General features: G+C 42.6%; 10 protein-coding genes. 9 read left to right on the top strand and 1 reads right to left on the bottom strand.

Features of this window, described 5'->3' with window-relative positions; translation table 11 throughout:
- The first annotated feature begins 133 nt into the window (after window positions 1-133).
- Together J7J00_RS07875 and J7J00_RS07870 are read left to right on the top strand one after the other, a co-directional pair.
- Complete coding sequence (locus tag J7J00_RS07875; RefSeq protein WP_214789643.1) at window positions 134-301, top strand: hypothetical protein; 168 nt, start codon at window positions 134-136, stop codon at window positions 299-301.
- An 84-nt stretch (window positions 302-385) separates the two neighbouring features.
- Window positions 386-1,120, top strand: a complete 735-nt coding sequence (locus tag J7J00_RS07870; protein WP_214789641.1) for a glycerophosphodiester phosphodiesterase — start codon at window positions 386-388, stop codon at window positions 1,118-1,120.
- Between the two features lie 43 nt (window positions 1,121-1,163).
- On the opposite strand, the gene J7J00_RS07865 is transcribed toward J7J00_RS07870, so the two are convergent.
- On the bottom strand, window positions 1,164-1,400 hold the full coding sequence (locus J7J00_RS07865; RefSeq protein ID WP_098369850.1) for a DUF2627 domain-containing protein: 237 nt from the start codon (window positions 1,398-1,400) through the stop codon (window positions 1,164-1,166).
- 205 nt (window positions 1,401-1,605) lie between these two features.
- Here J7J00_RS07865 and J7J00_RS07860 point away from each other — a divergent pair, with 205 nt between their 5' ends.
- From J7J00_RS07860 to J7J00_RS07830, 7 genes are all read left to right on the top strand, one after another.
- Window positions 1,606-3,663 carry a sigma-54 interaction domain-containing protein gene (locus J7J00_RS07860; protein WP_214789639.1) on the top strand — a complete coding sequence of 686 codons (2,058 nt, stop codon included), beginning with the start codon at window positions 1,606-1,608 and terminating at the stop codon, window positions 3,661-3,663.
- 368 nt (window positions 3,664-4,031) lie between these two features.
- Complete coding sequence (gene bcd / locus J7J00_RS07855; protein WP_214789637.1) at window positions 4,032-5,129, top strand: branched-chain amino acid dehydrogenase; 1,098 nt, start codon at window positions 4,032-4,034, stop codon at window positions 5,127-5,129.
- Between the two features lie 131 nt (window positions 5,130-5,260).
- Entirely contained in the window at window positions 5,261-6,682 is a 1,422-nt protein-coding gene (gene lpdA / locus J7J00_RS07850) for a dihydrolipoyl dehydrogenase (RefSeq protein WP_214789635.1), read from the top strand.
- Window positions 6,683-6,706: 24 nt separating this feature from the next.
- Window positions 6,707-7,702, top strand: a complete 996-nt coding sequence (locus J7J00_RS07845; RefSeq protein ID WP_098369854.1) for a thiamine pyrophosphate-dependent dehydrogenase E1 component subunit alpha — start codon at window positions 6,707-6,709, stop codon at window positions 7,700-7,702.
- 12 nt (window positions 7,703-7,714) lie between these two features.
- Entirely contained in the window at window positions 7,715-8,698 is a 984-nt protein-coding gene (locus tag J7J00_RS07840; protein WP_214789633.1) for an alpha-ketoacid dehydrogenase subunit beta, read from the top strand.
- Window positions 8,699-8,724: 26 nt separating this feature from the next.
- On the top strand, window positions 8,725-10,011 hold the full coding sequence (locus J7J00_RS07835) for a dihydrolipoamide acetyltransferase family protein (RefSeq protein ID WP_214789631.1): 1,287 nt from the start codon (window positions 8,725-8,727) through the stop codon (window positions 10,009-10,011).
- 691 nt (window positions 10,012-10,702) lie between these two features.
- The gene (locus tag J7J00_RS07830) at window positions 10,703-12,580 is read left to right on the top strand and encodes a methylmalonyl-CoA mutase family protein (RefSeq protein ID WP_214789629.1); all 1,878 of its coding nucleotides are present in this window, start codon (window positions 10,703-10,705) and stop codon (window positions 12,578-12,580) included.

Below are 12,580 nucleotides of genomic sequence, written 5' to 3'. Positions count from 1 at the left end.
AAGTAGGTGCTATATAGCTCCCTTTTCCTTAACTTTTAGATATATAATTATAGGTATATATGATCATGTTAAAGGGATGGGAGTTAATGATTTATGAAAAAATGAGCATTTTGTATTAGGAGCAGATAGAGATATGGTTTTTATCACCGTTTGTCCAAAAGGCTTTTCCATTCTTCGGTTGAATCCTATCCTATTGGATTTACCGCAAATCATGCTTGAGAACGTCAAAGACTTGAAGGACGCACGGACAGAGGCAAGCGAGGAAAGAATTCAAGTGGGAAGACGGAAACCGATTGATTGAAGGATTGATTTAGATGAAAATAATTTGCTGTTTCTGTTCATAAAATTGGGATATAACAATTATTGAGAGAGGCGGCGTTTCATCATGACCTTAATCTTTGCGCATCGAGGCTCTGCAGGAACACATCCGGAAAATACGATGTCGGCGTTCAAAGAAGCTGCCCGTGTCGGGGCGGACGGAATTGAAATGGATGTCCAGCTCTCGAAAGATGGAGAAGTGGTCATCATTCACGATGAAAAGCTCGATCGGACCACGAATGCCTCGGGATATGTAAAAGACCGGACCTTGATGGAGTTGAAAACACTTAATGCTTCTGCAACCCAAAAGGGTAAATTGAGTAAAGAAAAGATTCCGACGCTTGAAGAACTATTTATTTGGCTTTACGATAATCAGCTTTTTTGCAATATTGAATTAAAAAATATGCTTTTTCTGTATCCAGGCTTAGAAGAGAAAGTCATCCGGCTCATTCGTACTTACGAAATGGAGGAAAGGGTAATCCTTTCTTCCTTCAATCATTACAGTTTGGTCAATTGCCATCAATTGGCACCTGAATTGGAAACCGCACCGCTTTATAGGGATGGTCTATACATGCCGTGGATATATGCCAAGGCAATAGGCGGAAGTGCAATCCACCCAAATATCCGGGCTGCCCCTGATGCAATAATTCAAGCATCGGTGAGTATGGGTGTTCCTGTGCGGCCATATACCATTAATAAAGAAGACGAGATGAAGCGGTTATTCAATCTGGGGTGCAGCGGCATCATAACCGATTTTCCCGAAGCAGCCGTACGGATCAGAGAAGGATTGAAATCAAGATAAAGAAAGAAGGTGCCATATGATACATGGCACCTTCTATTTACGTTTAAAATTTAGTGAACCTGCTTTGGACCTTATTTTGTTTTCGATCTCGATGAAGGACAAAGCCGGCGATAAAGGCTATTCCGCCAATCGTAATGAGCAGTCCTATTAAAAATTGCAGCCAAAGGAATGGATAGGGAGGCTGTAAAATACCGAACACCATGTCCCTCATTATTTTTATGCCATAGGCTGCAAAGGCACCGGGTATAAAAAGAATCAAAAAAGCGATTAAACGTTTCATGCGGTCAAATCCCTTCCGAAAATTCCATCTTTAAAAAATGATAAAGGATATAAATTATTTGTCAAGTTTCGGGAATCTAGATAATGACTGGGAGTTGGTGGCTGTTTTTAAAGGGTACCGATATGGTAAAATGGTTGGGAGTATGAAAAAAATTGCAGGGAATGATCTATTAAAAGGGTTAATTATATCTTAAGGGGGATGGCTCATGCAAAAGGTCATGATAGTAGGGGGAGGAGTGGGAGGGACAACCGTGTTGAAACTCCTATCGGAAAGTGAAGTATTCTCCATTGTTTGTATGGCTGATACGAATGAATCCGCTGAAGGAATGCTTGCTGCAAAGGAACGAAGGATTCCTACAGTGACTGATTGGAGCAGGGGATTGGAGCGGGATTTGGACATCATTTTTGATACGACCGGAGACCCATCTGTCTATAAAAAGATTAAAAGGGACATGGGCGAACAAACGATTCTCATTCCTGGAAGTGTCGCCCTCATTATGACTAAGTTGTTTGAAGAGAAAAATCGATTAATAAGTAAATTGGAGAATACCTCGGCAAAAATGGACTTGATCCTTAATACGACCAGTGAAGGAATGGTGGTGATTGATCATGAAGGATTCATCATCATGTTCAATGATAGTGCGGAACGTGCATCTGACACAAAGCGCGAAGATGTGATAGGCAGACATATCAAAGATTTCATCCCTTCAACTGGATTGCTGCGAGTGATGCAAACGAACCAAAAAGAAGTAAATCAGGAAATCACCCTTAGCAATGGGATGGAACTCATAACGACAAGGATACCTCTTGTGAATGCCGATAAGGAAATCATAGGGGCTTTTTCCGTGTTTAGGAATAAAACGGAAGCTGTACAATTGGCAGAGCAGATCACTGATTTAAAAGAGATACAGACGATGCTCCAGGCGATCATTCAATCCAGTGATGAAGCCATATCTGTTGTGGATGATCAAGGCAGGGGGCTTTTGATCAATCCGGCATATACAAGAATCACTGGCTTAACAAAGACCCAAGTGATCGGTAAGCCGGCTTCCATCGATATTTACGAAGGTGAAAGTATGCATATGAAAGTGCTTCAAACAAAAAAGCCTGTTCGGGGTGTCAATATGCGTGTCGGCCCAAAACATAAGGAAGTTATCGTGAATGTTGCTCCAATCATTGTGGATGGGTGCCTGAAAGGGAGCGTTGGCGTCATTCATGATGTATCGGAAATTCAAGCCTTGACCCACGAATTGAATCGGGCAAGACAGATTATCCGGACATTGCAGGCTAAATATTCCTTTGATGATATAATTGGGGCTTCCGAAGAGATGAAGCTTCCCATTGAACAGGCGAAATTATCGGCAAGAACACCTGCTACTGTCTTATTAAGAGGGGAATCAGGGACTGGCAAAGAGTTATTTGCACATGCCATACATAATGCGAGCGATAGGAAATTCAATAAATTCGTACGGGTAAATTGTGCGGCCATCTCGGAATCATTACTTGAAAGTGAACTGTTCGGTTATGATGAAGGAGCCTTTACTGGAGCAAGCAGGGGGGGGAAGGTTGGTTTTTTTGAAGAGGCAAATCAAGGGAGTATCTTTTTGGACGAAATTGGTGAATTGCCGGCCAACATCCAAGCTAAATTACTTCGAGTATTACAAGAAAAGGAAATCATCAGAGTGGGGGGGACGAAGCCGATCCCCATCAATGTCCGGGTGATAGCCGCTACGAATATCAATCTTGAACAGGCCATCGCAAACGGATCATTCAGGGAAGACTTGTATTTCAGGCTGAACCGCATGCCTATTTTCATTGCACCATTAAGAAAGAGAAAAGAAGATTTGAGAGAATTGGCGGAGCATTTGATTAATAAAATCAATCAGGAGTATGGACGGAGCATTGAGGGAATTACAGCAGCAGCTATACATAAAATGCAAATTTACAACTGGCCGGGTAATGTCAGGGAACTGGAAAATATCTTAGGACGGGCAATCATTTTCATGAAATTGAACGAGACGGTCATTGATATACATCATATTCCGGATTTTATCGAAGAGATTCCATTAAAGCAGGAGAAATTATTAATGAAGCCTTCTGGCTACGTATCGGGGAAACCGCTCTCGGAGATAATAGACCAGTATGAAGCCGAAATCATTCAGCAAGCGTTCCATACCCAGAAGGGAAATAAAACACTTACGGCAAAAGCGCTGGGGATTTCAGTTAGAAATCTATATTACAAAATGGAAAAACTAAAACTGTGAAAATTTTTGCACGCAAATAATTGCGTACTATGAAAAAAACTGCGCGGAATTTTCTGATTTATTTTAATTTAAGCGAGACTCCACTTCTAACATGAAATTTTTTTGAATTTGTTATAGGCTATAGTTGCCCAACATATTAACCAGCATCTCCTTTATTTGGATAAACAGGCTCTCATTATGTATTTTATTGGCATGTTATTTGCATATTTAAAAGTGCATGGATCTTTCAAGGGAACCATTCCCCATGGGGAAAATATCATGCTAGTAGCGGATTTTATTTAAAATGAACGTAGTAACAAGTAAGAATGAGGAGTAATACAGTGTCCTCATATTTGACATGTATTAAAACATCTAGGGAGGATTCCTTTATGGAAATTTTTAAATATCTTGAGAAGTATGATTACGAGCAATTGTTATTCTGTCAGGATAAACAATCGGGTTTGAAAGCAATTATTGCCATTCATGATACGACATTAGGTCCTGCGCTGGGAGGCACTAGGATGTGGACGTATGCTTCTGAAGAAGATGCCATTGAAGATGCCTTAAGGCTTTCAAGAGGAATGACATATAAGAACGCAGCCGCCGGCTTGAATTTAGGCGGGGGAAAAACCGTCATCATCGGCGATCCCCGTAAGGATAAAAATGAAGAAATGTTCCGTGCATTCGGAAGGTATATCCAAGGACTGAATGGGCGTTATATAACAGCGGAAGATGTAGGTACAACGGTTGAGGATATGGATCTCATTCATGAGGAGACGGATTTTGTCACTGGAATTTCCCCTGCATTCGGTTCTTCGGGAAATCCTTCCCCTGTAACTGCCTATGGGGTATATCGCGGTATGAAAGCTGCTGCAAAAGAAGCATTCGGAACTGATTCCTTAGAAGGCAAGGTGGTTGCAGTCCAAGGCGTCGGGAATGTTTCTTATAACTTATGCCGTCACCTTCATGAGGAGGGCGCCCAGCTGATCGTTACGGATATCAATAAAGAAAGTGTGGCCCGTGCGGTTGAATCCTTTGGGGCGACTGCAGTTAATCCTGATGAAATTTATGGAGTAGACTGTGATATCTATGCACCTTGTGCGTTAGGGGCTGTCATAAATGATCATACAATCAATCAAATCAAGGCGAAGGTCATTGCAGGTGCGGCCAATAATCAATTAAAGGAACCTGTTCATGGCGATCAAATTCATGAAAAAGGTATTATATATGCACCTGATTATGTAATTAATGCAGGTGGAGTCATAAACGTGGCCGATGAGCTTTTAGGATATAATCGGGAAAGAGCCCTTAAGAAAGTGGAAACGGTTTATGATACAATTGAAAGAGTCTTCGAGATTGCAAAACGCGATCAAATCCCAACATATAAAGCAGCGGATAGGATGGCAGAGGAGCGAATTGCTCGCATGAGGAATTCAAGGAGCCAATTCTTGCAAAATGAAAAACATATCTTGAATGGAAGAAAATGATTGTAGTTTTACAAGCTATAGATTCCTGTGTTTTTTAAATAAACACAGGAATTTTCAACATGGATAACGTAATAAACATATGCCAAGTAAAAGTGGTGACAAATAGTATGTATTTGTGAGGAGGAGTGGTTTTGGCTGAAGAATTTGACCTCGTTATCCTCGGAGGAGGAACAGGCGGGTATGTGGCGGCAATAAGGGCTGCTCAATTAGGATTGAAAACGGCTGTCGTGGAGAAAGGCAAGCTCGGCGGAACGTGTCTACATAAAGGTTGTATCCCTTCCAAAGCACTTTTAAGGAGTGCGGAAGTTTATCAGACTGCAGTGAAAAGTGAGGAATTCGGTATTGTTACCGGGGATGTAAAGGTAGACTTCCTTAAGGTGCAGGAAAGAAAGAATAAAGTGGTCGATCAACTCTATAAAGGTGTTCAACACTTGATGAAACAAGGAAAGATAACAGTTTATGAAGGGTTAGGGCGTATACTTGGTCCTTCTATATTTTCACCGATGCCTGGGACAATTTCCGTGGAAATGAATAATGGCAGTGAAAATGAAATGCTCATTCCTCAGAATGTCATCATTGCTACCGGTTCGCGTCCGAAGACACTGCCCGGTTTAGCGATTGATGGGGAATTGGTGCTTACATCGGATGAAGCTCTAAAGCTTGAGAGCCTGCCAAAATCAATGATTATTGTAGGCGGCGGTGTTATCGGCATTGAATGGGCTTCGATGCTCAATGATTTTGGTGTGGAAGTGACAGTACTGGAATATGCAGATAGAATCATCCCGACTGAGGACCATGATATTTCCAGTGAAATGCTTCGTCTCCTAACGAAAAAAGGCGTCAAATTCGTTACAGGTGCGAAGGTATTGCCTGAAACCCTGAAAACGGATGTTTCAGTTTCCATATCTGCAGAAGTCAAAGGTTCGGTAGAGGGATTCACAGCTGAAAAAATGCTGGTTTCCGTAGGCAGATCAGCAAATGTTGAAGGGATCGGCATTGAAAATACGGAAATTATGAAAGAAAAAGGCTTTATTAAAACCAATGACTTCTTCCAAACGAAGGAATCACATATCTATGCAATCGGTGATTGTATTGGCGGTCTCCAATTGGCTCACGTTGCCTCCCATGAAGGTATTACGGCCGTTGAACATATCGCAGGCCAAAAACCGGAACGGCTGGATTATTCGCTCATTTCAAAATGTGTGTATTCAAGCCCTGAAGCTGCAAGTGTCGGTTTGACGGAAGAACAGGCAAACAAGGAAGGCTATGACCTTAAAATTGGGAAATTCCCATTCCGTGCAGTTGGTAAGGCCCTTGTATTCGGGGAAGCGGATGGTTTTGTCAAAATCATCGCCGATAAGAGAACGGATGATATACTGGGCGTTCATATGATCGGACCACATGTTACGGATATGATTTCAGAAGCCGGACTTGCAAAAGTGCTTGATGCGACACCTTGGGAAATAGGAAAGACAATTCATCCGCACCCAAGTCTTTCTGAAGCAATCGGAGAGGCGGCCCTTGCTGTCGATGGACGTGCCATTCATTCATAAAGAATAAGGTCAGGAGGTTTTATGATGGTAGAAAAACGTCATGAACAATTAGGCTTAAATGAGGAAACAGTTTTAGATATGTACCGGACAATGCTTTTGTCCCGCAGAATTGATGAGCGCATGTGGCTTTTAAACCGAAGCGGAAAAATTCCCTTCGTGATTTCCTGCCAGGGGCAAGAAGCTGCACAGGTTGGGGCTGCGTTTGCGCTTGATCGGCAGAAGGATTATGTACTGCCTTATTATCGGGATGTCGGTGTGGTACTTACCTTCGGAATGACCGCAAAAGACTTGATGCTTTCTGGTTTCGCAAAAGAGGAAGATCCCAATTCCGGCGGGCGCCAAATGCCTGGTCATTTTGGTCAAAAGAAAAATAGGATCGTCACTGGTTCATCGCCTGTAACGACACAGGTCCCGCATGCTGTTGGAATTGCCCTTGCAGGGAAGATGGAAGGTAAGGATTTGGTGACATTCGTAACGTTTGGGGAAGGTTCATCCAATCAGGGCGATTTTCATGAAGGGGCCAACTTTGCAGGTGTGCACAAGCTACCGGTCATTTTTATGTGTGAAAATAATAAATATGCAATTTCAGTTCCTATTGAGAAACAGCTATCGTGTGAAAATGTTTCCGACAGGGCGATTGGCTATGGGATGCCTGGAATAACGGTGGATGGCAATGATCCATTGGAAGTGTATGCAGCGGTGAAAGAAGCGGCTGACCGTGCACGAAGGGGAGAAGGCCCTACACTTGTAGAAACCGTTTCATACAGGCTTACACCTCATTCAAGTGATGATGATGACCGAAGCTACCGGACTGCGGACGAAGTGGCCGAAGCCAAAACGAAGGATTCGATAATGACATTTGGAGCGTATTTAAAAGAAGTGGGAATCATGGATGATAACCTTGAGAAACAAATGAATGATGAAGTCATGAAGATAGTAAACGAAGCAACCGATTATGCTGAGAATGCTCCATATCCGAAGGCTGAAAGTGCTATGAATCATGTGTATGCACAAAAGTAAGGGGGTAATAGAATGCCAGTGATTTCTTATATAGATGCCGTGACAATGGCAATGAGGGAAGAGATGGAACGTGATTCCCGTGTGTTCGTATTGGGAGAGGATGTAGGAAAAAAAGGTGGGGTCTTTAAGGCCACTAATGGTTTATACGACCAATTCGGTGAAGCCAGGGTCATCGATACCCCGCTCGCTGAATCTGCAATTGCAGGAGTGGGAATTGGAGCGGCCATGTATGGGCTTCGGCCGATAGCTGAGATGCAATTTGCTGATTTCATCATGCCTGCCATTAACCAAATAGTTTCAGAGGCAGCCAAAATTAGATACCGTTCTAATAATGACTGGAGCTGTCCTATGGTTATCCGTGCTCCGTATGGAGGAGGGATTCATGGAGCTCTTTATCATTCACAATCGGTTGAAGCAATCTTTGCCAATCAGCCGGGCTTGAAAATAGTGATGCCTTCCACTCCGTATGATGTAAAGGGGTTGCTTAAAGCTGCCATTCGCGATGAAGACCCAGTACTTTTCTTTGAACATAAACGCGCTTACCGCTTGATCAAGGGTGAGGTGCCCACTGAAGATTATGTACTTCCCATCGGTAAGGCGGAAGTGAAAAGGGAAGGGGAAGACATTACTGTCATTTCCTATGGCCTTTGTGTGCATTTTGCCCTTCAGGCAGCAGAAAAATTAGCTGCAGATGGAATTTCTGCACATGTTCTTGACTTGCGTACGGTTTACCCTTTGGATAAGTATGCTATCATAGAAGCAGCTTCTAAAACGGGGAAAGTATTACTGGTTACGGAAGATAATAAAGAAGGAAGCATCATGAGTGAGGTCGCAGCCATCATCGCCGAGCATTGCCTTTTTGATTTGGATGCCCCGGTAAAACGATTGGCCGGACCTGATGTACCTGCCATGCCATATGCGCCTACGATGGAAAAACATTTTATGGTGAATCCTGATAAAGTGGAAAAAGCAATGAGGGAATTGGCCGAGTATTAATGACTGTTAAGAAGGAGGAACGAATTATGGCTATGGAATTAATGAAGATGCCTCAACTAGGCGAAAGTGTCACAGAGGGAACCATCAGTAAATGGCTTGTGAAGCCTGGGGATCATGTCACGAAATACGACCCGCTAGCTGAAGTGATGACGTATAAAGTAAATGCTGAGGTTCCTTCTTCCTTCACCGGCATCATCAAGGAATTGAAAGCGGATGAGAATCAAACATTGGCAGTCGGGGAAGTCATTTGCTCGATTGAAGTTGAAGCGGCAAAGACGGATAACGGAAATGCTGGGCAAGTTTCTCATAGTGTGGAAAATGCTGATGCACCTGTTACAAGAGATGTGCAGCAAGCGTCGGCCGAACCATCAAGGAAAGCTCGCTATTCGCCAGCTGTGTTAAAACTTTCCCAGGAGCATGGAATCGATCTTTCAAAAGTTAAAGGAACGGGGAATGAGGGACGGATCACCCGTAAAGATTTACTGAAACTTGTTGAATCAGGGAATCTTCCTACGGCGGATGAGCCTTCCGCGATATCCGATTCGGCTCCTGTAGAGATCGCCCCTCAAGTTAATCGTCAAACCAGTCCAGTAACAAACGTGCCGACTGTGGCTGGGGACAAGGAAATACCTGTTACCGGCATCCGTAAGGCAATTGCGTCCAATATGTTGAAAAGTAAGCACGAAATTCCGCATGCTTGGACGATGGTGGAAGTTGACGCAAGCAATATGGTGAAGTTGCGTGATAATCTTAAATCCGAGTTTAAACAAAAAGAAGGCTATAATTTAACGTACTTTGCCTTTTTCGTAAAAGCGGTTGCTCAAGCCCTTACGGAATTTCCAGAGCTCAATTCGATGTGGGCAGGGGAAAAAATCATACAAAAGAAAGAAATCAATATATCAATAGCCGTTGCAACTGAAGATGCCTTATTTGTACCGGTCATTAAAAATGCCGATGAAAAATCAATCAAAGGTATAGCAAGGGAGATACAGGAACTTGCATCCAAAGTAAAGGCGGGTAAGTTAAAAGCAGAGGATATGCAAGGTGGTACGTTCACTGTTAATAACACTGGCTCATTCGGTTCTGTCCAGTCCATGGGAATCATCAATTATCCACAAGCGGCCATTTTACAAGTTGAAACGATTGTAAAACGCCCAGTGGTCATAAATGATATGATTGCAGTACGAGATATGGTGAATCTCTGTTTATCACTTGATCATCGTGTTTTGGACGGACTGGTATGCGGACGATTCCTTGCAAGGGTTAAAGAAATCATCGAAAAGATTTCCAAAGATAACACTTCCATATACTAAAATGAAGAAAAGGAAGGCCGGAAGGTTATTCCTTCAGACTGTAGGCAAACTCTATGAAAATCGAGTTTGCCTACAGTTTTTTTGATTGGTACAATTTGAACGTTATTAGTTGGAACTCCAGGCACTCGATTTCCCGGGCGGGTCCGCCCTCGGCGCTCTTGGCCGCCTGTGGGGTCCCTCCTTGGACGCGCTATTCCCGCTGGAGTCTCGCACACCTTGTTCCAATCACCTTTTTTTAAAAAAAATTGATAGAAACCATAACTATTGGATGATGGTGGTTCTTAATCATCATTTAGTCCAGCAGTTATTGATTCCCCCTTACTTTTTGATTTGTTGAAAGATGCGTATGCCGAAGTCGATCGCCAAAGTTTAGACCCTGTCATTTCTCTTTTCCGTAGAAAAACATCGACAAAAATTTTATTTTTGCTATTATTTTATTAAGAGCTGTTCTAATACAGATCAGGGACTGTACTTGATTTAAAAAAAGGCGAAATAGGCTAGTGGTTTCCTTAATAACAAATTTGCTAATTTCTATTGTCTTAAATTTCAAGAAAATTATGGTAGAATGTTAGTATAATCCAGATTAAATTGACGGGAGGGTGGTTTTCTTATCCAAAACTGACTGAGCGTTCGTTCTCCCAAAGAAAGGACAGGGCGTATGAGGCGGCAGAAGATAAGAAAGCGATTACAGATGGAACTGAAAGATGTAAAAAATATAACCTTTCCAAAGCCTTCTTTTGAAGAATGGAAAGAAGCTGCGGAAGCAAGTTTAAAAGGGAAAAGTGTAGAAAAGTTAAAAACGAATACATATGAGGGCATCACTTTATATCCGCTTTATACAGAAAAGGCGGATTCAACGGAAAAGGTAGCTGAATTACCAGGAATTTTCCCTTTCACCCGAGGAACGTCCCCCACGGGATATCACGAACAACCTTGGCTTGTCGTTCAACCTGTAAGCGGTATCACGGCTGAAGAAGCAAATGAAAAGATGAAGGCTTCATTCAAGCGCGGTCAAAATGTCGTGGCATACCCTGCACGATTGCTTGCCGAGGGCGCAAGGGCAGAAAAATTGTTTAAGGATATCCCATTAAAAGAAATTCCGGTTTTCATTGACCTTAAGGGGAACCAAAAAGGATTATTCTCTCAATTCAAAGCTGTTGCCGAAGCACAAAATACCCAATTGACAGGCGTTATTGCTGAAGATCCCATTGCAGAATGGCTCATTTGCGGTCAGCTGCCAGAAGATACGGATAACTATTTTGCAGACTGGCTAAAGACGATCCAAGATTATCAGAAAGTAGGCAGGGATTTAAAGACAGTTTTGATTAATACGGCAGCCTACCATAATGGAGGAGCTAATGCCGTACAAGAAATAGCTTACGGATTATCGGCTGCCGTCCAATATCTATTGGAAGGTCAAAAACAAGGGCTTTCTATTGCTTCGGTTTGCGAGAAAATAGTATTCTCTTTCGCTGTAGATTCAAATTACTTCATGTCCATCGCTAAATTGCGGGCTGCCAGAAGGCTTTGGGCAGGTCTTGCAGAAGCTTTCGATACGGCATCGGACCATTTTAAAATGGAGATACATGCCGTTACTTCCGAGTTGACAGAAACGCTTTATGATCAGCATGTCAATATTCTTAGAACCACAAATCAAGCTTTCGCTGCAGCTATTGGAGGCATTCAATATCTTCAAATTCATCCATTCAAACACGCAACTGGTGAAACCGATGAGTTTTCAGAAAGAATTGCCCGTAACACTCACTTGATTTTAAAAGAAGAAACAAATATCACAACAGTGGTCGATCCTGCTGGCGGTTCATGGTATGTTGAGCAACTAACGGATGAATTGGCTGAAAAGGCTTGGGCGAAATTCCTTGAAATCGATGCAGTTGGAGGGATTCTTGAGCTAATTAAACAAGGCACGCTTCAGAAAGAAATAGCTGAAGTTTACCAAGGCAGAGTCCAAAATGCGGCCTTCAGAAAAGAAAGCATCATCGGAACGAATGTCTATCCGAATCCCGCTGATAAGATTAAAATCCCGACACGGAAAAACCATGTGTCATATATGAAAGTGGAGCAGCCGGTTGGCATTACCCCGCTTGGCTCGGATCGGGTATCCATTCAGTTCGAACAGATAAGGCTACGCAGTGAAAAGTATAAAGAAATAAGTGGAACGGCTCCAACTATTGGTTTGATTAATTTGAAAAATCTCAAATCCTATAAACCTCGTGCAGATTTCGTAAAAAGTCTTGCTGCAGCAGGTGGTATTGAAACAATTGGCAGTAAGGGGTGTCAAACCGTTGAGGAAGCAGTCGATTATGTAGCTGCGACCAAGCTCCCTATCTATTGTGTTTGCGGCAGTGATGCTGACTACTCGGAATTAGCGCCAGTAACCATTAAAGAAATTAAAAAGCAATTCCCTGAAATCACTATTTATAGTGCCGGTAAGCAACAAGAAGAATTGGAGATTACACTAAGTGAAGCCGGAGTCAAAGATTTTATACATGTTAAAACGAATGCAATAGCCATTTTATCGGAATTATTGCAGAAGCTAGGGGTGAACTGA

The organism is Bacillus sp. ISL-4, from assembly GCF_018613275.1.
Lineage (GTDB): Bacteria > Bacillota > Bacilli > Bacillales > DSM-1321 > Peribacillus > Peribacillus simplex_E.
This window is presented reverse-complemented; position numbering and strand designations above follow the sequence as displayed.

What these genes read in the sequence shown, in the direction of transcription:
- J7J00_RS07875 (WP_214789643.1), top strand. Translation starts at nt 134, where the DNA reads ATGGTTTTTATCACCGTTTGTCCAAAAGGCTTTTCCATTCTTCGGTTG.
- J7J00_RS07870 (WP_214789641.1), top strand. Translation starts at nt 386, where the DNA reads ATGACCTTAATCTTTGCGCATCGAGGCTCTGCAGGAACACATCCGGAA.
- J7J00_RS07865 (WP_098369850.1), bottom strand. Translation starts at nt 1,400, where the DNA reads ATGAAACGTTTAATCGCTTTTTTGATTCTTTTTATACCCGGTGCCTTT.
- J7J00_RS07860 (WP_214789639.1), top strand. Translation starts at nt 1,606, where the DNA reads ATGCAAAAGGTCATGATAGTAGGGGGAGGAGTGGGAGGGACAACCGTG.
- bcd (WP_214789637.1), top strand. Translation starts at nt 4,032, where the DNA reads ATGGAAATTTTTAAATATCTTGAGAAGTATGATTACGAGCAATTGTTA.
- J7J00_RS07845 (WP_098369854.1), top strand. Translation starts at nt 6,707, where the DNA reads ATGGTAGAAAAACGTCATGAACAATTAGGCTTAAATGAGGAAACAGTT.
- J7J00_RS07840 (WP_214789633.1), top strand. Translation starts at nt 7,715, where the DNA reads ATGCCAGTGATTTCTTATATAGATGCCGTGACAATGGCAATGAGGGAA.
- J7J00_RS07835 (WP_214789631.1), top strand. Translation starts at nt 8,725, where the DNA reads ATGGCTATGGAATTAATGAAGATGCCTCAACTAGGCGAAAGTGTCACA.
- J7J00_RS07830 (WP_214789629.1), top strand. Translation starts at nt 10,703, where the DNA reads ATGGAACTGAAAGATGTAAAAAATATAACCTTTCCAAAGCCTTCTTTT.